Source organism: Pseudomonas sp. PSB11 (assembly GCF_014596605.1).
Classification (GTDB): Bacteria; Pseudomonadota; Gammaproteobacteria; order Pseudomonadales; family Pseudomonadaceae; genus Aquipseudomonas; species Aquipseudomonas umsongensis.
Genome location: NZ_NOIO01000002.1, coordinates 237605 through 257295, shown reverse-complemented (window position 1 = coordinate 257295; position 19691 = coordinate 237605). Strand labels below are relative to the sequence as shown.

The following is a 19691-nucleotide window of genomic DNA, read 5'->3' as shown; positions in this document are numbered from 1 at the left end:
CTGTTCAGGGCCGGAACTGGCTAGGCGTCACACCACTCCAGCGCATAAACGCATGGCGGAAACTCGCGGTCTCGCTGAAACCCAATGCTTCGGCGATCCGGTAGATCGGCATCTGGTCTTCACACAGCAAAAGCTTGGCCTGCTCGAACCTGAGCTCATCGAGCAATTCCTGATAGCTGCACCCCAGGTCCTTGAGATGCCGGCGCAAGGTGCGTGCTGAACAATTCATCTGCTCGGCCAATCCCTCGAGTCCCGGTGCCGCATGCAATTGTGCCCTGAGCAGCTGGCGGATCCGCCCCAGCCACGCCTGGCGCCCGGTGAACTCGGTATTCTGCTTGCGGCAACGCTCGGCCATGGCCTGGTGGGTGATGGCATCGGCCAGGGGCAAGGGTTGATCGAGCCAGCGCTTGTCGAACGCGAAGGCGTTGTCCTGGGCGCCGAAATGCAGGGGGCAATTGAAGTGATCGTTATAGGACGCTTCATAGTCGGGCGCAGCATGTTCAAAGCGTGCAGCCAACAGCGGCAGTGGATGCCCGAGCAGGTCATCGCAGATGACTTTCAGCGACACCAGGCAGAACTCGGCGTTGAACACCGCCAGTGCCGGATTCTCCCGGTAATCGGCGGCGACAAACCAGACGCGCTCGTCGTCCTCTTCCAGGCTCAGTTCGAAAAGTGTTCCCAACAGCGCCGGATAACGCAGCGCCAGGCGCAATGCGTCACCGAAGGTGGCACTGGTGAGCAGGGCGTAGCCGAGGATGCCGTAGGACGAAACATGCATGCGTCGACCCAGCTCCAGGCCGATATCGTGCTTTAGGGCGACGGCGTTGGCGCAGACCTGCATCTCTTGATTGGTGGTGATGCGCGTGTCCGCCCGGGCCAGATCCGCGGCACAGATGCCGCTGCCGGCGAGCAGGGTGTCGCTGGGCAGACCTTGGGCCTTGAAGGTGTCGAGCACCAGGGAAACGGCGTTGAGGGTGGTGAGGTGGGAGTGGAGCATGCTCGATTCCGGTGTGGGGGTGCCAGAACCGAGCAACTTGTGTGCCGGTTTGCGTCAGAAGGCCTTAATGACCGCTGAGCAAGGACGCCGCCCCGGCTCCACCGAACAATCCGGCGCTGACCCGGTTGAACCAGCTCTGCCCCTTGCCGCTGCGCAGATACCGCGCCGCGCCATGGGCACCCAGGCCGTAGGCCAGCTTGCATAGCAGATCCAGTACGGTCCAGGTGGCGATCATCACCAGCAATTGCGGCAGGAACGGTTGCCCGGCGCTCAAGAATTGCGGCAGGAACGCGGCGAAGAACAGGATGTCCTTGGGGTTACTCGCGCCCAGCATGAAGGCGCGCCCGAACAGTGCGCGAAAGCGCGGCACTGCGGCGGCCTGAGGCACTTGCGCACCGTGGGACGGTTGGCGCGACTGCTGCCAGCTCTGCCAGGCGAGGTAGAACAGGTACAGCGCGCCGACGATTTTCAGTGCGCTGAACAATTGTTCCGATGCCAGCAGCAGGGCGCCCAAGCCCAGCGCCGAAGCACTCAACAGGCAGATCGAGGCAATCACGCCGCCAAGAAACGCGGGGTAGGAACGGACCAGGCCGTAATTCAAACTGTTGCTGATCATCAGCAAAGACAGTGGCCCCGGGATCAGGATCACCACCAGCGCAGCGCCGCTGAACAGCAGCCAGGTTTCCAGACTCATCACTTTCCTCCATTTGCACAAAAGCCTCACCCGACGGGGTGAGGCTGGTTTAACGCGCGTACCGCCGAGATTTACAAGAAGATGAACTTGGCAATGAAAATTGCGCAGAGCACCCACAGACTGACGGAGATTTCCTTGTACTTGCCAGTGCCGGCCTTCAGCGCCACGTAGGTGATGAAGCCCAGCGCGATGCCGTCGGCGACCGAGAAGGTCAGGGGCATCATGATTGCCGTGACGATTGCCGGAATGCTGTCGGTCGCCTCGTCCCATTCGATGTGGGCCATGCCGCCCATCATCAACATGGCCACATAGATCAGCGCACCGGCCGTGGCATAGGCGGGGATCATCCCGGCCAGCGGCGCGAAGAACATGGCCGCAATAAATAGCACACCTACGGTCACTGCGGTAAGACCAGTCCGACCACCCGCTGCCACGCCCGCCGCACTTTCCACGTAGCTGGTGACCGGCGGAACGCCCACGACCGCACCAAAGACACTGGAAGCACTGTCGGCTTTCATGGCACGCGAGAGGTTTTCGATGCGACCGTCAGCGCCCACCAGGTTGGCGCGCTGGGCCACGCCCATCAGGGTGCCGGCGGTGTCGAACATGTGCACGAAGAGGAAGGCCAGCACCACGCTGATCATGCTGACGTTGAACACGCCGGCAACGTTCATGGCCATCCAGGTGGGGGCCAGGCTCGGCGGGGCCGACATGATGCCCTCGTAGTGCACCAGGCCCAGGCCCCAACCGGCCAGGGTCACGGTGATGATGCTGATGAGGATCGCGCCGAACACCTTGTGGTAGCTGAGGATGGCGATCATCAGGAAGCACACGGCGGCGAGCAGCGGGCCAGGCTCGCGCAGGGAACCGAGCTTGATCAAGGTGGCCGGGCTATCGACGACGATGCCTGCGGTTTTCAAGCCGATCAGCCCAAGGAACAGGCCTACACCAGCGCCCATCGCGTAGCGCAGACTGACCGGGATGCTGTTGAGCAGCCATTCGCGGATACGCGAGAAGGTCAGGATCATGAACAGCACGCCGGAGACGAATACCGCGCCCAGTGCAGTTTCCCAGTTGTAGCCCATGGTGCCGACCACGGTGTAGGTGAAGAAAGCGTTCAGGCCCATGCCTGGTGCCAGGCCGACCGGCCAGTTGGCATACAGGCCCATCAACAGGCAGCCCAGGGCGGCGGCAATGCAGGTGGCGACGAACGCCGCGCCATGGTCGATGCCGGCATCCGCCATGATGTTGGGGTTGACGAAGATGATGTAGGCCATGGTGATGAAGGTGGTCAGACCGGCAATCAACTCGGTCTTCACCGTGGTGCCATGCAAGCTGAGTTTAAAGATGCGCTCCAGCCAGCCATTGCGTAAAGGCGGCGAGAGATCCAGCGTCGATGCTTCGGATTTGCGGCTTTCCACAGCGAGGTACTCCTCAAGAGTTTTATTGTTATTTCCAGGGCCGGACCCATGAGGGTGGCAGCGGCCCTTTGAGGCACTTGCGATTTGTTGACCAAAAGGTCAGGAACTCGCACGAAGTGGATTATGCTTTTGTATACAAATAAAGCAAATAATGTTTTTGATTTTGTAGACGAAAAGTTTGGCAATAGGGATATATCGCCTGCTTTAGCCCCTTCGCGAGCAGGCTCGCTCCTACAAGGGATCGCATTCCCCTGTGGGAGCGAGCCTGCTCGCGAAGCTTTTGTGGTACTCAGATTTTTTGCAGGTTCTCACCCAGCGCCATATTCACCGCCAACCACCCATTCACCGCCGTCTCACCCGCCTCGGCAAACACCCGCTCCAACAATTTCACCTGTTCGCGGCGCAGCGCCTGTTCAAACCGCGCGCCGTCTTCGGTCAACTCCAGCAGCCGCTTACGCTTGTCGGTCTCGGACGCCACGCTGTTGACCAAATGCATCTCCAGCAGTTGGCGCAACGGCATGTTCAGCGCCTGTTTGCTCACGCCCAGCAATGCCAGCAACTCCTTGACGCTAAGGTTTGGGTAGCGGGCAATGAAAAACACAATGCGCTGATGCACCCGACTCAAGCCGCGGCGCTCGAGCATTTCATCGGCCTTGGCGGTGAAGGCCTGGTAGCCGAAGAAAAACGCTTCCATGGCCTGCTGTTGGGAAATCGGGCTTTTAAGGTCAATCATGTTGACGTATCCGTTGGTGATGCCGTAATTTCGGTCAATAAGTTTGACTCATTTTTCCCTGGCCTCGCTACCGGTGACCCCCATGGCTTTTTCCGAACGTGTCTCGCGCCTTAAAAGTTCTTTGATCCGTGAAATCCTCGCTGCCGCCCAGCGTCCGCAAGTGATGTCGTTCGCCGGGGGCTTGCCGGCCGAAGCCATGCTGCCGAAAGTCGAATGGGCGCGGATGCCGGTGTCCATGGGCCAATACGGCATGAGTGAAGGCGAACCGGCTTTGCGTGAAGCCCTGGCGCAACAAGCGCGAGCGGTGGGCGTGCCATGCGAGGCGAGTCAGGTGTTGGTGGTCAGTGGTTCACAGCAAACCCTCGATCTGGCTGCCAAGCTCTATATCGACAAAGGCACCGAAGTGCTGCTCGAGGCACCGACTTACCTGGCGGCGCTACAGATCTTCCAGCTGTTCGGCGCCGATTGCCTCACGGTACCGCTGGAAGCCGACGGCCCGAACCTGGCGCAACTGCGTTCGCGCCTGGAAAAACATCGCCCGGCGTTCATCTACCTGATCCCGACTTTCCAGAATCCATCGGCGGTGCGTTACAGCGAAGCCAAGCGCGAGGCGGTCGCCGGATTGCTGGATGAGTTCGGCGTGACCTTGATCGAAGACGAACCCTACCGTGAGCTGACGTTTGACGGCGGCAGCGCCAAACCCATTGCCGGACGCCTGAAAAAATCCAGCTGGATCTACACCGGCACGGTGTCGAAAACCTTGCTGCCGGGTCTACGCGTGGGTTATCTGATCGCCAGCCCGGACCTTTTCCCGCACTTGTTGAAACTCAAGCAGTCGGCGGACTTGCACACCAATCGAGTCGGCCAGTGGCAAGCGTTGCAATGGATCGGCAGCGAGTCTTACCAGCAGCACCTGAGTGAGTTGCGTGGTTTTTACCGCGTGCGTCGCGATGCATTCCAGGCGGCGCTGCAAACGCATTTTGCCGATCTGGCGGATTGGAATGTGCCCCAGGGCGGGCTGTTTTTCTGGTTGACGCTCAAACAGCCGCTGGACACCCGTACCCTACTCGATGGGGCGTTGGCCAACGACGTGGCGTTCATGCCCGGCGAGCCGTTTTTCCCTGAACCGGATAATCATCACGGGCACATGCGGTTGAATTTCAGCCATATTGACCCGGCGCGGCTGGAGGAGGGGATCAAGCGGTTGGCGCAGGTGGTGCGACAGGCGCAGGCGGCGCAAGCGGCCTGAAGAAAAAAACCGCTTCCAGGGCCGGTTTGTTTTTGTCCGGGATTTGTAGCGTTTGTGCCGGCCTCTTCGCGAGCAGGCTCGCTCCCACATTGAATCTGTGCAACCAGTTCCCTGTGGGAGCGAGCCTGCTCGCGAAAGCGTCGGTCAGAACACCACAAATAAATCAGGCTGCCGCGAATCGCTTATCCAGATAATCAATGATCACCTTGGACTCATACATCCAGGTCGTCTGGCCATTCTCTTCAATACGCAAGCACGGCACCTTGACCTTGCCGCCGTGCTCGAGCAGGGCCTGGCGATCCTGTTCGTTGTTTTTCGCGTCGCGCAGGGCCACCGGCACGTTCAGGCGGCGCAGGGTGCGGCGGGTTTTCACGCAGAACGGGCAGGCATGGAACTGATACAGGGTCAGGCCCCTGGCGGCGGCTTCGACCTGGGCCTGAGCGGCGGCAGGGCGCTGCTTCTTGCCTGGACGGGTGATGAAGTCGATGAAGATGATCAGTTGGCCAAGGCCGACACGAAGCGCTTTTACGAACACGTTGAAGCCTCACGGTGCTAATGAGAAAGGCGCGCAGCTTACCTGATTTTTTCAAGACGAAAAAAAACCGGCGATGAAAGCCGGTTCTCTTCGTACCGCCAATTACTTGATCAAGCTGAGAAACTCGCTGCGGGTAGCAGCGTTCTCACGGAACTCGCCAAGCATCACCGAGGTGATCATCGTCGAATTCTGTTTTTCCACACCGCGCATCATCATGCACATGTGCTTGGCCTCGATCACCACGGCAACGCCCAGGGCGCCGGTGACCTGCTGGACTGCATCGGCAATCTGGCGGCTGAGGTTTTCCTGGATCTGCAGGCGGCGGGCGTACATATCGACGATACGCGCGACTTTCGACAAACCCAGCACTTTGCCGCTCGGGATGTAGGCCACGTGGGCCTTGCCGATGAACGGCAGCAGATGGTGTTCGCACAACGAGTACAACTCGATGTCCTTGACCAGCACCATTTCGCTGTTGTCGGAGCTGAACAAGGCACCGTTGGTGACCTCTTCCAGTGTCTGTTCATAACCGCGGCAGAGGTACTGCATGGCTTTGGCGGCACGTTTTGGCGTGTCGAGCAGGCCCTCGCGGGAAGGATCCTCGCCCAGTTGGCCAAGGATCGCGGTGTAATTCTGTTCCAGGGACATGAAACTACCTGTGGGATTTTACGCAAAGGGCAAGGGTACGGTGGCAGACACGGCGCTGCAAGCGCGGCGCATCAGGTTTACTCGTCGCGACCTTCCATCATGGTGCGTTTGAGCATCACATAAACGGCTCCGGCACCGCCATGCCTGGCCTGGCACGAGGTGAAGCCAAGTACCTGTGGATGCTGGCGCAGCCAGGTGTTGACGTGGCTCTTGATCATCGGCCGCTTGCCGTCCAGGCGCACGGCTTTGCCGTGGGTGACACGTACGCAGCGGATTTCGAATTTTGTCGCTTCAGCCAGGAACGCCCAAAGGGTTTCCCGGGCTTTTTCCACGCTCATGCCGTGCAGGTCAAGGCTGCCCTCGAACGGGATCTGCCCGATCTTGAGCTTGCGCATCTGGCTTTCCTGCACGCCGTCGCGTGCCCACATCAGTTCGTCTTCCGGGCCGACGTCGATGACGAACTGATCGGACAGCCCGTCAACAGTGGTGGCATCGGTACGCACGGTGGCGGCTTGGCGCAACGTGGCGATGTGCGCGCGGTCCGCCTTGGGCTTGCCGGTTTCGGCGCGATCGTGCTTGATCGGCTTGACGCCTTGGATCGCACTTTTGAACAGGGAAAAATCGTCGTCTTGCATGTCAGCCTCCGCGAAGGGTGGCCAGTTTACCCAACTCGAAGCGAATCGGGCGCGAGAAAACGTGCGGCATCGCGCTGCAACTTGCGCTTAGTCGTGTTTTTTCATCAGGTGCGGGGAGATGTTCAGCGCGTTCGACTGGCGCGAGCGGCGGCGGCAGCGGCGCCACAGCCAGATCCCAAGGTACAGCACGAACAGGCCCAGGACCAGGATCACTGCCGCGCCCGCCCGGTTGGTGTTCAACTCGCCCAGGGCCGGAGCGTGGCCGAACAGGCTGGCGGCGCCGGCCATCGCCAGCAGCACGCCGCAGGTCGCCAGCAAGGCAGCGAAGGCTGCGCCGATTCGAAAACGCCAGTTGCTTTGGCCTTTGGGCCGTAAACGGCGAGCGTCAAAACCATCGGATAACTTCATTCCGACCTTCCTCAATGGGTATCGGCCCTTCGACCGGAAGTTGACCGGGATGTTCCTGAGGCTAAGACATTTACGGCATATGAGAGGCTTTTGCGGATGAGCGGCGGCATGGACCGCTCACGAACCGCCGATCAGACCAGGTCGTTGGTCAGGGCGAGGGCGGCAAAGTTGTCCGCCATGATCGCCATTTCGGTCTGCTGCACATGCTCGGCACTCAGGACGCCGCCTTTGTACGGCAGGTCTCGGGTGGCGCAGGCGTCTTCCACCAGGGTGCAGCGGAAACCCAGGTTCTTGGCTGCCCGCACGGTGGTACTGACACTGGAATGGCTCATGAAGCCGCACACCACCAGATCCACCGAGCCCAGGTCTTCCAGGCGTTTTTTCAGGTCCGTGCCATGGAACGCGCTGGGCAGGATTTTCTCGATCTTGATTTCCCCGGCCAGCGGTTCCAGCCCTGGAATGAACTGGCCGCGCTCGCCGCGTGGGTCGAACAGCCCCCCAACGGTGCCGAGGTGGCTGACATGCACGATCGGCCGGCCGGCCGCGCGGGCGGCAGTCACCAATTTCTTGATGTTCGCGACCGCCGCATCCATGCCGCTCAGGGCCAGGGGACCGCTGAGGTATTCTTTCTGGGCATCGATGATGATCAGGGTCGCATGACTCAGTTTGGCTGCTGCATAACCGCGGCCGCTGAGTTGAAACATCGTTTGTGGAACGGACATTCTGGGGCTCCTTCGGGTGGGGCTTTTGCGACATTGTCCTCTGGCTGAGCGCTTCTGTGAATCGCTACCATCGCAGGCACCGTCGTTACTGGCTTACAGCGTTGTCAAGTATTGAGTTTTGTTCAATAGCCGGCGATAAAACCAGATAATTCCTACATTTGTCCCGGTGTATTTCCTGCGTCGTCGGGACGCCGTTTGACTGGTAGAATCGCCCGTCGATTTTTCTGGAGTTTACCGTCGTGATCACTTCCCGCCTTCGTACCCTGCGTGACCATATCCGTTGGGCCGTCAGCCGCTTCCATGGGGAGGATCTGTTTTTCGGCCATGGGACCGACAATGCCTGGGACGAAGCCCGTCAATTGGTGTTGGGTGCGCTGCACTTGCCATGGGAAATCTCCGACAGTTACCTGGACTGCAATCTGGAAGAAGACGAAGTGGCGCACCTGCAGAACTTGCTCAAGCGCCGGATCGAAGACCGCGTGCCGACCGCCTACCTGCTGGGTGAAGCCTGGTTCTGTGGCATGTCGTTCATCGTCGATGAGCGCGTATTGATCCCTCGCTCACCGATTGGCGAACTGATCGAAAACCGTTTCGCACCCTGGCTGGGCACCGAGCCTGCGCGAATTCTCGACCTGTGCACCGGCTCCGGCTGCATCGGTATCGCTTGCGCCTACGAGTTCCAGAATGCTGAAGTGGTGCTGGCCGACCTGTCCTTCGAAGCGCTGGAGGTGGCGAACCAGAACATCGAGCGCCACGGCGTCGACGAGCGTGTCTACACCGTGCAGGGCGATGGTTTCGATGGCTTGCCAGGGCAGCGTTTCGACCTGATCGTGTCGAACCCGCCGTACGTCGATGCCGAGGATTTCGCCGACATGCCGGACGAATACCAGCACGAACCGGAACTGGGCCTGGCCTGTGGTGATGACGGCTTGAACCTGGTGCGCCGCATGCTCGCCGAAGCGGCGGATCACCTGACCGAGAAGGGCTTGTTGATTGTCGAGGTAGGTAATAGCCAGGTGCACGTCGAGACGTTGTACCCGGAGGTCGACTTCGCCTGGCTGGACTTCGAGCGCGGCGGGCATGGCGTGTTCATGCTGACGGCTGAGCAGTGCCGCGATCATCAGGCCCTGTTCGCCTCCCGCGTCTGACTCAGATCGTTCCCACGCTCTGCGTGGGAATGCAGCCCGGGACGCTCTGCGTCCCTTTCGCAAGCTGGAACGCGGAGCGTCCCTTGAGGCATTCCCACGCAGAGCGTGGGAACGATCAGCCGTTACCGTTACCGGTGCGTCGCAATCCAGATCAGCAATCCCGCCTGAAACACCGCAAACGCCACCAAACACGTAATGGTGAAGCGCAAACCGGCGTCTTCACGCTTGTATTTGCTGACCTTCTCCTCGTGTTTCTTGAGTTTGACTTCCTGCTCGGCCAGGTACTGCTCGGCTTGCTGGAGCATCTGCGCCGCCTCGAGAATTTCCACGACTTGGACTTTCTCGGTGTTCCAGTCACTCAAGAGGTCGCCGACCCTGACCTCCTTGACGCTGCCCTTCAAATGCTGGGCATCGGCATAGATCACGTCGAACCCGTGCACCCGCAAAAAGTGATCGCGGCGCAGGCGCGTGTCTTCGTTCAGCGCGTCCTTGTTGTTGAGATCGGTGCCGTCGACGGTGTAGCCAGGCCATCTTTTCTTCGCCCAGTTGATGCCGTGGGCGGCCATGAAACGGCCGATGCCACGGTTCAGTGGTTCGATTTGCAGGCCGCTGTCGGGGCCGAAATGCACGCGTTTTTCCGCGTGGTCGACCCATACGTCCAAATGATTCTGTTCCTTGCGCACGCGCTGGCCGGGCAGGGCGATGCTCATGCGCATCAGGCTGCGCAACTTGTCGTTGCGCTCGGCGTAGCCGAATTCGACAAAGCGCAGGGGCCGGCCACCGGTATTTCGGTCTGTCTGCAGCGGCGCCAGGCGGAGCATCTTGTGGTGCTCGACGTGGACGTCCGCCCAAGGCAGCTCGACCGCTGGCGGTACGTCTTTTTCAGCGGTGGTGTCGGGTGAAGTCTGGGTATCGGTCATAACGGCGAGATCCTGTCCAAGCTCGACTGCCGCCAGCCAGTACGCTGGCGACAAAGGCTTATCGGCCGTTTTCGACAAGACTGGAGAGCAAATTAGCTGGAGCGAAGCCCGTCAATGAATCCGAGGATGCGCGCACCCAGCTCCGCCGCCAGTGGCAAATTCGGATCCTTGTAGGAGGCCAACTGGCGTTTGACGTCGTTGGGCACGATGCGCATCACGTGGTTCATGCCTTCGATCAGCGCCAGTTCGGCGTCCGGTTTGGCCGCCTTGAGCAGTTTGGCGTCGTTAACCCCGACCTGGATGTCATTGCTGCCCTGGATGATCAGTGCCGGCATTTTCAACTTCGCGAACGCGGCGGCGGGGTCCTGGCGGAACAGCGAAATCAGGTACGGCTGCACGCTCGGACGGAATATCACCTGCAGTTGCGGTGGCACGTTGTCGTCGGTTTTCCCGGCCTTGAGGCTGTCGAGCAGCTCATTGCTGCGCAACATCAGCGGGGGAGGCAGGCGATTGCCCAGTTGCTGGCGCAGGACCTGGTCGATCGGCCGTGCGCTGCCGGACACGGAAATCACCGCCGCCGCATCGACGCTGGGTGCCGCGAGGCTGGCGATCAAGGCCCCTTCGCTGTGACCCAGCAGGATCAGTTGGCCGAAGCGCGGATCGGTCTTGAGTTTTCGCCCCCAGGCTTCGGTGTCGGCCACATAGGCTTCCACCGACAGGTTGCGTTCGTCGGGGGTGGCCGCCAGGCTCGCCGCCACGCCGCGCTTGTCGTAGCGCACGCTGGCGATGTTGTGTTTGGCCAGCACCCAGGCCAGGCGCTTGAGGCTGTCATTGCGCCCGCCTTCGGGGTTGTTGCCGTCACGATCGGTCGGGCCGGAACCGGAAATGATCAGGACAACAGGCACCGGGGTGTCGGATTTAGGCAGCAGCAGCGAGCCGAAAAGCTCGCCGGTGCCGGTGTCCAGGGAGATTGGCCGCTGCAGGACAGTGGCCTGGGCGAAGCCGGAAATCAGGGTAAGGCTCAAGGCAAGAACTCGCAGCATTGTCGGGCCATCATCAGAGGGTGCCGGTTGGACTCGCAGGCAACCATAAGGTTCGAGGATGAACTAGTTGGATAGCCTGCGTATACTGGCGCGCATTACGTATTCAGGTTCATTTCACGGAGCGTCCTGCATGTCCGGCAATACCTACGGCAAGCTATTCACTGTCACCACCGCTGGCGAAAGCCATGGCCCGGCGTTGGTCGCCATAGTCGATGGCTGCCCGCCGGGGCTGGAGATTTCCCTGGAGGACCTGCAGCGCGACCTGGATCGACGCAAGCCCGGCACCAGCCGTCACACCACCCAGCGCCAGGAAGCCGACGAAGTCGAAATCCTCTCGGGGGTATTCGAAGGTCGCACCACCGGCTGCGCCATTGGCCTGCTGATCCGTAACACCGATCAGAAGTCCAAGGACTACTCGGCGATCAAGGACTTGTTCCGTCCGGCCCATGCCGACTACACCTACCACCACAAATACGGCGAGCGCGACTATCGCGGCGGCGGCCGCAGTTCGGCCCGGGAAACCGCGATGCGCGTGGCCGCAGGTGCGATTGCCAAGAAGTACCTGGCGACCCAGGGCATCGTCATTCGCGGCTACATGAGCCAGCTTGGCCCAATCGAAATTCCGTTCAAGACCTGGGACTCGGTGGAGCAGAACGCGTTTTTCAGTGCCGATCCGGACAAAGTGCCGGAACTGGAAGCCTATATGGACCAGTTGCGCCGCGACCAGGATTCGGTCGGCGCGAAGATCACCGTGGTCGCCGAAGGCGTGATGCCAGGCCTTGGCGAGCCGATTTTTGACCGTCTCGATGCGGAGCTGGCCCATGCGCTGATGAGCATCAACGCGGTCAAGGGCGTGGAAATCGGCGCCGGTTTCGCCAGCGTCGCCCAGCGTGGCACCGAGCATCGCGATGAGATGACTCCAGAAGGCTTCCTCAGTAATAACGCCGGCGGCATTCTCGGCGGCATCTCGTCCGGCCAACCGATCGTCGCGCACCTGGCGTTGAAGCCAACGTCCAGCATCACCACGCCGGGCCGTTCCATCGATATCCATGGCAACCCGGTGGACGTCATCACCAAAGGCCGCCACGACCCCTGCGTCGGCATCCGTGCCACGCCGATCGCCGAAGCGATGATGGCCATCGTGCTCATGGACCACCTGCTGCGTCACCGCGGCCAGAACGCCGATGTGCGTGTGAGCACGCCGGTGTTGGGCCAGATCTAAGCCAGCGGTGACGGCGCTCCCGTACTGGCGGCTGTCCAGCTTCTATCTGTTCTATTTCGCTTTGCTCGGTTCGACAGCGCCTTTTCTGGCGCTGTACTTCGATTACCTGGGATTCTCCGCGGCGCGCATCGGCGAACTGGTGGCCATCCCGATGCTGATGCGTTGCGTAGCGCCGAACATCTGGGGCTGGCTCGGCGACTATACCGGGCGGCGGCTGGCCATCGTGCGCTTCGGCGCCGTGTGCACGTTGCTGACGTTTTCGCTGATTTTCGTCAGCCAGACCTATGCCTGGCTGGCGATGGTCATGGCCTTGCACGCGTTCTTCTGGCACGCGGTGCTGCCGCAGTTCGAAGTCATCACCCTGGCGCACCTGCAAGGCCAGACCTCCCGCTACAGCCAGATTCGCCTGTGGGGCTCGGTTGGTTTCATCATTACCGTGGTCGCGCTGGGACGCTTGTTCGAATGGCTTAGCCTGGACATTTACCCCGCGGCGCTGGTGCTGATCATGGCCGGGATCGTGCTCAGCAGTCTGTGGGTACCGAACGCCCAGCCGGTCCAGGGCGAGCGATTGAGCGGCGACGGTTTCCTCGCGCAACTGCGCAGCCCCGGGGTGTTGGCGTTTTACGCCTGCGTAGCGCTGATGCAGATGAGCCACGGCCCTTATTACACCTTTCTCACGTTGCACCTGGAACGACTGGGCTACAGCCGGGGCGTTATCGGCATGCTCTGGGCCGTCGGCGTGGTCGCTGAAGTGCTGATGTTCATGGCGATGAGCCGGATCCTCGCGCGTTTCTCGGTACGGCGCGTGCTGCTGGCGAGTTTTCTGCTGGCGGCGTTGCGTTGGCTATTGCTCGGTTCGCTGGCCGAGTTTCTCTGGGTGCTGTTGTTTGCCCAGGTGCTGCACGCGGCGACGTTCGGCAGCTTTCATGCCGCGGCCATCCAGTTTGTGCAGCGCAGCTTCGGCCCACGCCAGCAAGGGCAGGGCCAAGCGCTGTACGCCGCATTGGCCGGCACCGGTGGCGCAATGGGCGCGTTGTATTCCGGTTACAGCTGGACGGCCCTTGGCGCCCCCTTAACCTTTAGTATTGCCAGCCTCGCCGCGTTGGCCGCAGCCGTTATCATTGCCACACGAATGCAAGAGGACACGCGTTCCCTCTTGAACCCTTAAGGAGTTGTCCTGATGAGCACCCTGTCCGTTTATCACGTTTCCAGCCCCGACGTACCCAACAAGGTGCTGACTCATTTCGAAGATATTGCCTCGACCCTCGCCGAGCAGGGCGTGCGCTTCGATCATTGGCAAGCCACGGCGAAAATCCGCCCCGGTGCCAGCCACGAAGATGTCATCAGCGCCTGCCAGGCGCCCATCGATACACTGATGACCCAGCACGGGTTGCGCGCGATCGATGTGATCAGCCTCGATCGCGATCACCCGCAAAAAGAGTCGATACGCGCGAGTTTCTTCGCCGAGCACCGCCAGGACGAAACCGAAGTCATGCTGTTCAGCGCGGGTAGTGCACTGTTGTCTGTATACATCGACGACTATGTCTACGCCGTGCTGTGCGAGAAAGGCGACCTGATTGTGCTGCCGGCCGGCACCCGGCAGTGGCTGGACATCGGCGAACAGCCCTATGTGGTGGCGATTCGTCTGTTCAGCAGCCAACCCTGGGTGGCCAATTTCACCGACGTCGACAACGCTGGACGTTTTCCGCGAATGGATGATTGAAAGCTGTTGGCGACCCACACAACTCAGGCCGTGAAGCGAAAGCTTGCACGGCCTGATGGTTTACCGCGGCGCAACCTTACAGCGAATGATAGGTCGGCAGGGCAAAGCGCTGCTGGCTTTGCAGCAGGGAGATTTGTGGCAATTCGCTGGCCTGTTCGGCCAGGTCGCGGCGAATGGCGCTGATGACCCACGACAGTTGATCGCCATTGTGCAGCTGCTGGTAGGAGATTGAGCGTTTGAATTCCTTACCCTCGCCGCGCAGGGTCAGCAGGATGCCGCCATCAGGTCGGTCCTGGGTGGTGACGTCGAAGTTGGAGAACAAGGAGGAAAATTTTTCTTGGATGAGGCTCATGTCTGTCAGCTCCGTTAGCTCTTGAATGGCAAGCATGGGGAGACTGTTGCAGTGATTGTGCCAGTATGTAGTTCTCTAAAATAATCATATAAAACAACGACATATAAAATCTGACGATTTTTGGTTTCGTGCAATCTGCATGAATGGCTATCGTGCATCCTGCATTTTGCGTGGTCGTCGGCGCTTCAATGGAACCATTTGCCGTACACGCGCTCACGATTTCAAACGTCGGTGTCGCGGATACAAAACATTTCAAAAACCGCGTGTACAGCCGCAGAACCGTTGACGTATTTTCGGGGTCATTCAATGCCGCCCGACAATAAGAAGAGCCAACGGGATCAGCCATGAGCCGCACGCCGCACGACACGATCACCTGGGGCATGATGCTCCGCAAGCTGCCTTCCATTGCCAAAGCCATTCCTCGCGTGGTCAAGGGCATGAAGGTCGCCAACGTCAAGGATCCGACCCAAGCGTGTGGCCTGGGCTGGAGTTTCGAGCAGGCTACCCTGCGTAACCCCGAAGGCCCGGCCTTGCTGTACGGAGAGGTGCGGCTGACATATGCCCAGGTCAACCGTTGGGCCAATCGCATCGCCCACCACCTGATTGCCCGAGGCATTGGCAAGGGTGACGTGGTGGCGGTCTTCATCGAGAACCGCCCGGAACTGCTGGTGACCCTTCTGGCGGTGGCCAAGGTCGGTGCCATCAGCGCTTTGCTCAATACCTCGCAAACCCGCGATGCCCTGGCCCATAGCCTGCACCTGGTGACACCCGCGGCCATTGTCGTCGGCGCGGAACTGGTGCCGGCCTACCTGGCGGTGCGAGAGCGGGTGCCGATCGAGATGGCGCGTATCTGGTTCGTCGCCGACCAGGACACCTACAGCCACCCCGGCATCGCGCCCGACGGGTTCGTCAACCTGATGACAGCCAGCGTCGATGCCTGCAGCGACAATCCCGCCAGTAGCCAGCAGATCTTTTTCGACGACCCTTGTTTCTACATCTATACCTCGGGCACCACCGGGCTGCCCAAGGCCGGGGTTTTCAAGCACGGGCGCTGGATGCGCAGTTGCGCAAGCTTCGGCATGATCGCATTGGATATGCGCCCAGAAGACATCGTTTACTGCACGTTACCGCTGTATCACGCCACCGGCCTGTGCGTGTGTTGGGGCTCGGCCATCAGCGGGGCGTCGGGGTTTGCCATCCGCCGCAAGTTCAGCGCCAGCCAGTTCTGGAACGATGTGCGCAAGTACCGGGCGACCACCCTGGGCTACGTGGGGGAGCTGTGCCGCTACCTGGTCGACCAGCCTGCCAGTGCCGACGACGGCAAACACGGCGTGACCAAGATGATCGGCAATGGATTGCGTCCCGGCGCATGGGGCGAATTCAAGACGCGCTTCGCGGTTGGGCACATCTGCGAGTTGTATGCCGCCAGTGACGGCAACATCGGCTTCACCAACATCCTCAATTTCGACAACACCGTGGGCTTTTCCCTGATGTCCTGGGAACTGGCCGAGTATGACCACGATAGCGGTGTGCCGATCCGTGGCGCCGATGGGTTCATGCGCAAGGTCGGCAAGGGCGGGCAGGGGTTGCTGCTGGCCAGGATCGACGACAAGGCGCCGCTCGATGGTTACACCGATCCGCATAACACCGAAAAAGTCGTGCTGCATGACGTGTTCGCCAAGGGCGATCGATACCTCAACACCGGCGACCTGTTGCGCAACATCGGTTTCGGTCATGCGCAGTTTGTCGATCGCCTGGGCGACACTTACCGCTGGAAGGGGGAAAACGTGTCGACCACCGAGGTCGAGAACATCCTGCTGCAGCACCCGAACATTTCCGAGGCCGTTGCCTATGGCGTGGAGGTGCGCAACACCAATGGTCGGGCCGGGATGGCGGCGATCACGCCAGCGGAATCCCTGGCAACCCTGGACTTCGGCGAGCTGCTGGCTTTCGCCCGACAGCACCTGCCGGCGTACGCGGTGCCGCTGTTCCTGAGGGTAAAGGTGAAAATGGAAATCACCGGGACCTTCAAATACCAGAAGACCCGGCTCAAGGACGAAGCCTTCGACCCTGGCAGGACCGGCGATGACCCGATCTACGCCTGGTTGCCGGGCACCGAGACCTATGTGCAGGTCACCGGGCAGGTGCTGGCGGACATCCAGGGTGGCAAGCATCGTTATTGAAAGAAGCGTTATTGAATTGGGCTATGGCCGCGCAACAGAAAAAACAAGTGACAGTGGCGAGCACCGTCGGGAAACTATCGGCTTTGCGAAAAACTGAAAGTGGAGCGTTCAATGTCTGACAAAAGCCGCCAGATGACCCCCGAAGAAGCCGCCGAGTTTGCCGAACAGGTCTTCAACAAGGCGCGCGAGGGTGATGCGGCCATGATGGCTGCGCTGCTGAGCAAGGGCCTGCCGCCGAACCTGCGCAATCACAAGGGCGACACCTTGCTGATGCTGGCCGCTTACCACGGCCACGTGGACACGGTAAAAGTCTTGCTTGAGCACAAGGCTGATCCGGAAATCCGCAACGACAACGGCCAGAGCCCGATTGCCGGCGCGGCCTTCAAGGGCGACCTGGCCGTGATCAAGGCCCTGGTCGAAGGCGGCGCCCAGGTCGAGGGCTCGTCATTCGACGGGCGCACTGCGTTGATGATGGCCGCGATGTTCAACCGTGTCGAAGTCGTCGACTACCTGATCAGCAAAGGCGCCGACCCGAAAGCCAAGGACGCCAATGGCATTACCGCGCTGGATGCTGCCAAGACCATGGGCGCCGTCGATACCGTGGCGCAACTGGAGAAATTGCTCGGCTGATGGCGTTTCGGGCCAGGTTCGATGTGCGCGAGGACCTGGCCTGGCAGCCTCAGTAAACCCAGACCTCGACCCGCCGATTCCTGATCCGTCCTTCATCCTCGCTATTGGCCGCCACCGGCATTTCGGCGCCAAAACCGCGAATGTCCCGCAGTACCACGCCGCTTTTCACCAGTTCGCGGCGCACCGCCATGGCCCGCAACTTCGACAGCAGGTCGGCGCGTGCCGGATCGAGCTTGGCATCGCCGAACCCGACCAGCGTTACCCGGCGATCGGTCTTTTCGTGCTGCTTCATATAGTCGAGGACCCGTGACAGGTCCTGTCGGGCCTTGTTGTCCAGGCTGGCGCTGCCTTCTTCGAAACGAAAGTTCACTGTCAGGCGCATGGCGTGGCGGCTCAGTGCCTGGTAGCCCTCGGGCATCAACGCATTCGGCGTGACGCTCATGGCCTGGATCGTCTGGGCGACGAAACCGTTGGCCGCGACGATCGCCTGGCCTTTCTGACTTTGCGCGAAGGCCACCAGTGCTTCGGCCCAAGGGTTCAAGCGCTTGGGCGGCAGGTAAAAAAACAAGCGCCGCGACAGCGGATAGTCTTCAGTGGCAATCAGGCTGTTGAGTGGCAACATGGCCATGGACTGGCCGTCGGCAATCGCCACGGCCTTGGCCGAGCGCACGTAGGGCAGGCCGATAAAGCCGATGCCGTGCGGGTCCTGGCTGACTGCGTCGGACAACTGTTCGCTGGACTCGAATCGTTTTGCGCTTGCGCTCAGGGTTTTGCCATGACCACTGAGCACCAGCTCCCTGAACGTATCGTAGGTGCCGGACTGATCGTCGCGCGCATAGAGATGGATGGCCCCGCCGTGGCCACCGAGCTCCTCCCAGGTTTTCACCTCACCGCTGAAAATGCGCGCCAGTTGCTCAGTGGCGAGGGTGTTCAACGGGTTTTGCGGATGGAGGATGATTGCCAGCCCGTCGATGGCGATGACTTGTTCGGCGTTGGCGCCTTTCAGGTCGCCCAAGGGTTGCAGGTTGACCAGCTCGCTGTCCTTGATCGGCCGGGAAGAGGCAGCGAGATCGGCACTGGCCGCTTTCAGCGCGCTGAATCCGGTACTGGAGCCATGGGCCGCCAGTTGCACTTCGACCCGGCGGCCTTGTTCGGTTTCACCGACGATACGCGATTCATTGGGCTGGTCCGTCGCTTCGCTGTGCACCTTGAGCAGACCCTGCTCACGCATCAGGCCCTCGACCAGCGCCGGCCCCAGTGCCGCGCCAATGGTGTTGGAGCCCTGGATACGCAGCACCGGACCTTGCCCGGGAATCGGCAAGGCGCTGGCCGCCACCGACAACGGCAGCCAGGTGCAGAGGATCAACAGGAGCAAACCGCGTAGCGACATGCCGGCACCTTTCAAGACCAAGGGAAGTGCCGGGAGAATAAGTCAGAAAGATTTCCGAAAGATGACAGCTCTGTCTGCCACCCATGCTTTGCTCGTTCCCACGCAGAGCGTGGGAACGAGCAAACAGGCAGCGATTTTTAACTCAACTCCAACCAGATCGGCGCATGATCCGAAGGTTTTTCCATGCCGCGCAGTTCATAGTCCACGCCTGCGTCCTTGATCCGTGGCAGCAGCCCGTGGGACGCCAGGATCAGGTCGATGCGCAGCCCGCGCTTGGGCTCGTCTTCGAAGCCACGGCTGCGGTAGTCGAACCAGCTGAAGCGATCGGCAACATCCGGGTTGAGGTGGCGGAAGCTGTCCACCAGGCCCCAGTTTTTCAGCCTGAGCATCCACTCGCGCTCTTCCGGCAGGAAGCTGCACTTACCGGTTTTCAGCCAGCGTTTCATGTTGTCCGGGCCGATGCCTATGTCGCAGTCTTCCGGGGAAATATTCACGTCGCCCATCACCACCAGTGGCTGGTCGTTCTTGAACTGGCTTTCCAGCAGCGCCTGCAGGTCGCTGTAGAAGCGCTGCTTGGCCGGGAACTTGGTCGGGTGGTCGCGGCTTTCTCCTTGTGGGAAGTAACCGTTCATGATGGTCACGGGCACGCCGTTGGCATCGGCAAAGGTGCCCCAGATAAAGCGTCGCTGAGCATCGTCTTCATCGGTGGCAAAGCCCTTGTACAGTGCCAGTGGTTCCTGACGGGAGAGCAGGGCGACGCCGTAGTGACCCTTCTGCCCATGGAAATACACGTGGTAGCCCAGAGCCTTGATTTCATCGAGTGGAAACTGATCATCATGGACCTTGGTTTCCTGCAACCCGATCACATCGGGCTGATGCTTTTCGATCAGCGCCGCCAGCTGATGCGGGCGAGCGCGCAGCCCGTTGATGTTGAAGGAGACGATCTTCATGCTCGGCAGTCCTGGCAAAAAGGCGATGCTAGCTGACATGGGCAACGGGAGCCAGTGCGCGGTGGGACGAACGGGATTTCATTGCCTA

20 protein-coding genes and 1 pseudogene are annotated in these 19691 nt (G+C 60.6%); 7 read left to right on the top strand and 14 right to left on the bottom strand.

The features are described 5' to 3' along the window. Window positions 1-4: 4 nt before the first annotated feature. From CGA21_RS04250 to CGA21_RS04235, 4 genes are all read right to left on the bottom strand, one after another. Entirely contained in the window at window positions 5-997 is a 993-nt protein-coding gene (locus CGA21_RS04250; RefSeq protein WP_110754914.1) for an AraC family transcriptional regulator, read from the bottom strand. A 64-nt stretch (window positions 998-1061) separates the two neighbouring features. Further along, on the bottom strand, window positions 1062-1691 hold the full coding sequence (locus CGA21_RS04245; RefSeq protein WP_110754913.1) for a LysE family translocator: 630 nt from the start codon (window positions 1689-1691) through the stop codon (window positions 1062-1064). A gap of 71 nt (window positions 1692-1762) precedes the next feature. Then, a complete protein-coding gene (locus CGA21_RS04240; RefSeq protein WP_033044696.1) occupies window positions 1763-3112 on the bottom strand; it encodes an NCS2 family permease in 1350 nt (449 codons plus the stop codon). A gap of 289 nt (window positions 3113-3401) precedes the next feature. Beyond that, a complete protein-coding gene (locus CGA21_RS04235; RefSeq protein ID WP_188263598.1) occupies window positions 3402-3845 on the bottom strand; it encodes a MarR family winged helix-turn-helix transcriptional regulator in 444 nt (147 codons plus the stop codon). 82 nt (window positions 3846-3927) lie between these two features. On the opposite strand from CGA21_RS04235, the gene CGA21_RS04230 reads away from it, so the two are divergent. Next, window positions 3928-5094: a PLP-dependent aminotransferase family protein gene (locus CGA21_RS04230; RefSeq protein WP_110754911.1), complete on the top strand. Its 1167-nt coding sequence runs from the start codon at window positions 3928-3930 to the stop codon at window positions 5092-5094. A gap of 163 nt (window positions 5095-5257) precedes the next feature. Here CGA21_RS04230 and CGA21_RS04225 read toward each other — a convergent pair whose 3' ends face one another. The 5 genes from CGA21_RS04225 to CGA21_RS04205 all read right to left on the bottom strand — a co-directional run bounded on the left by CGA21_RS04225 (window position 5258) and on the right by CGA21_RS04205 (window position 8042). Then, window positions 5258-5629 (bottom strand): glutathione S-transferase N-terminal domain-containing protein, encoded by a 372-nt coding sequence (locus CGA21_RS04225; RefSeq protein WP_020800031.1) that lies wholly within the window; start codon window positions 5627-5629, stop codon window positions 5258-5260. Between the two features lie 102 nt (window positions 5630-5731). Further along, window positions 5732-6277, bottom strand: a complete 546-nt coding sequence (gene folE, locus CGA21_RS04220) for a GTP cyclohydrolase I FolE (protein WP_020800032.1) — start codon at window positions 6275-6277, stop codon at window positions 5732-5734. Between the two features lie 77 nt (window positions 6278-6354). Then, entirely contained in the window at window positions 6355-6912 is a 558-nt protein-coding gene (locus CGA21_RS04215) for a Smr/MutS family protein (protein ID WP_020800033.1), read from the bottom strand. An 87-nt stretch (window positions 6913-6999) separates the two neighbouring features. Beyond that, window positions 7000-7320: a hypothetical protein gene (locus CGA21_RS04210; RefSeq protein WP_110754910.1), complete on the bottom strand. Its 321-nt coding sequence runs from the start codon at window positions 7318-7320 to the stop codon at window positions 7000-7002. A 131-nt stretch (window positions 7321-7451) separates the two neighbouring features. Further along, window positions 7452-8042 (bottom strand): cysteine hydrolase family protein, encoded by a 591-nt coding sequence (locus CGA21_RS04205; protein WP_008057272.1) that lies wholly within the window; start codon window positions 8040-8042, stop codon window positions 7452-7454. 239 nt (window positions 8043-8281) lie between these two features. Here CGA21_RS04205 and prmB point away from each other — a divergent pair, with 239 nt between their 5' ends. After that, on the top strand, window positions 8282-9190 hold the full coding sequence (gene prmB / locus CGA21_RS04200) for a 50S ribosomal protein L3 N(5)-glutamine methyltransferase (protein WP_110754909.1): 909 nt from the start codon (window positions 8282-8284) through the stop codon (window positions 9188-9190). A gap of 128 nt (window positions 9191-9318) precedes the next feature. On the opposite strand, the gene CGA21_RS04195 is transcribed toward prmB, so the two are convergent. After that, window positions 9319-10110, bottom strand: coding sequence for a hypothetical protein (locus tag CGA21_RS04195; RefSeq protein ID WP_188263597.1), 792 nt, complete (start codon window positions 10108-10110; stop codon window positions 9319-9321). 92 nt (window positions 10111-10202) lie between these two features. Continuing rightward, window positions 10203-11200 (bottom strand): annotated as a pseudogene (locus CGA21_RS04190) (alpha/beta hydrolase). A gap of 83 nt (window positions 11201-11283) precedes the next feature. Here CGA21_RS04190 and aroC point away from each other — a divergent pair. The 3 genes from aroC to CGA21_RS04175 are packed head-to-tail and all read left to right on the top strand — an operon-like array spanning window position 11284 to window position 14098. Beyond that, window positions 11284-12375: a chorismate synthase gene (gene aroC, locus CGA21_RS04185; RefSeq protein ID WP_110754907.1), complete on the top strand. Its 1092-nt coding sequence runs from the start codon at window positions 11284-11286 to the stop codon at window positions 12373-12375. Between the two features lie 7 nt (window positions 12376-12382). Further along, entirely contained in the window at window positions 12383-13543 is a 1161-nt protein-coding gene (locus tag CGA21_RS04180) for an MFS transporter (protein WP_188263596.1), read from the top strand. A gap of 12 nt (window positions 13544-13555) precedes the next feature. Beyond that, entirely contained in the window at window positions 13556-14098 is a 543-nt protein-coding gene (locus CGA21_RS04175; protein ID WP_188263595.1) for an acireductone dioxygenase, read from the top strand. A 76-nt stretch (window positions 14099-14174) separates the two neighbouring features. On the opposite strand, the gene CGA21_RS04170 is transcribed toward CGA21_RS04175, so the two are convergent. Further along, the gene (locus tag CGA21_RS04170; RefSeq protein WP_110754904.1) at window positions 14175-14450 is read right to left on the bottom strand and encodes a DUF3509 domain-containing protein; all 276 of its coding nucleotides are present in this window, start codon (window positions 14448-14450) and stop codon (window positions 14175-14177) included. Between the two features lie 344 nt (window positions 14451-14794). Between CGA21_RS04170 and CGA21_RS04165 the strand changes: the two genes are divergently transcribed. Both CGA21_RS04165 and CGA21_RS04160 read left to right on the top strand, forming a co-directional pair. Further along, window positions 14795-16633: a long-chain-acyl-CoA synthetase gene (locus CGA21_RS04165; RefSeq protein WP_188263594.1), complete on the top strand. Its 1839-nt coding sequence runs from the start codon at window positions 14795-14797 to the stop codon at window positions 16631-16633. A 111-nt stretch (window positions 16634-16744) separates the two neighbouring features. Further along, window positions 16745-17263 (top strand): ankyrin repeat domain-containing protein, encoded by a 519-nt coding sequence (locus CGA21_RS04160; RefSeq protein ID WP_020800044.1) that lies wholly within the window; start codon window positions 16745-16747, stop codon window positions 17261-17263. Window positions 17264-17312: 49 nt separating this feature from the next. On the opposite strand, the gene CGA21_RS04155 is transcribed toward CGA21_RS04160, so the two are convergent. Both CGA21_RS04155 and xthA read right to left on the bottom strand, forming a co-directional pair. Continuing rightward, window positions 17313-18653 carry a phosphate ABC transporter substrate-binding/OmpA family protein gene (locus CGA21_RS04155; RefSeq protein WP_110754902.1) on the bottom strand — a complete coding sequence of 447 codons (1341 nt, stop codon included), beginning with the start codon at window positions 18651-18653 and terminating at the stop codon, window positions 17313-17315. Between the two features lie 137 nt (window positions 18654-18790). Then, entirely contained in the window at window positions 18791-19603 is an 813-nt protein-coding gene (gene xthA, locus CGA21_RS04150; RefSeq protein WP_110753940.1) for an exodeoxyribonuclease III, read from the bottom strand. Window positions 19604-19691 lie beyond the last annotated feature (88 nt).

Bases quoted from the DNA above. Each gene is read 5' to 3' on its own strand.
- CGA21_RS04250 (WP_110754914.1), bottom strand. From the start codon at position 997: ATGCTCCACTCCCACCTCACCACCCTCAACGCCGTTTCCCTGGTGCTC.
- CGA21_RS04245 (WP_110754913.1), bottom strand. From the start codon at position 1,691: ATGAGTCTGGAAACCTGGCTGCTGTTCAGCGGCGCTGCGCTGGTGGTG.
- CGA21_RS04235 (WP_188263598.1), bottom strand. From the start codon at position 3,845: ATGATTGACCTTAAAAGCCCGATTTCCCAACAGCAGGCCATGGAAGCG.
- CGA21_RS04230 (WP_110754911.1), top strand. From the start codon at position 3,928: ATGGCTTTTTCCGAACGTGTCTCGCGCCTTAAAAGTTCTTTGATCCGT.
- folE (WP_020800032.1), bottom strand. From the start codon at position 6,277: ATGTCCCTGGAACAGAATTACACCGCGATCCTTGGCCAACTGGGCGAG.
- CGA21_RS04215 (WP_020800033.1), bottom strand. From the start codon at position 6,912: ATGCAAGACGACGATTTTTCCCTGTTCAAAAGTGCGATCCAAGGCGTC.
- CGA21_RS04210 (WP_110754910.1), bottom strand. From the start codon at position 7,320: ATGAAGTTATCCGATGGTTTTGACGCTCGCCGTTTACGGCCCAAAGGC.
- CGA21_RS04205 (WP_008057272.1), bottom strand. From the start codon at position 8,042: ATGTCCGTTCCACAAACGATGTTTCAACTCAGCGGCCGCGGTTATGCA.
- CGA21_RS04195 (WP_188263597.1), bottom strand. From the start codon at position 10,110: ATGACCGATACCCAGACTTCACCCGACACCACCGCTGAAAAAGACGTA.
- aroC (WP_110754907.1), top strand. From the start codon at position 11,284: ATGTCCGGCAATACCTACGGCAAGCTATTCACTGTCACCACCGCTGGC.
- CGA21_RS04175 (WP_188263595.1), top strand. From the start codon at position 13,556: ATGAGCACCCTGTCCGTTTATCACGTTTCCAGCCCCGACGTACCCAAC.
- CGA21_RS04170 (WP_110754904.1), bottom strand. From the start codon at position 14,450: ATGAGCCTCATCCAAGAAAAATTTTCCTCCTTGTTCTCCAACTTCGAC.
- CGA21_RS04165 (WP_188263594.1), top strand. From the start codon at position 14,795: ATGAGCCGCACGCCGCACGACACGATCACCTGGGGCATGATGCTCCGC.
- CGA21_RS04160 (WP_020800044.1), top strand. From the start codon at position 16,745: ATGTCTGACAAAAGCCGCCAGATGACCCCCGAAGAAGCCGCCGAGTTT.
- CGA21_RS04155 (WP_110754902.1), bottom strand. From the start codon at position 18,653: ATGTCGCTACGCGGTTTGCTCCTGTTGATCCTCTGCACCTGGCTGCCG.
- xthA (WP_110753940.1), bottom strand. From the start codon at position 19,603: ATGAAGATCGTCTCCTTCAACATCAACGGGCTGCGCGCTCGCCCGCAT.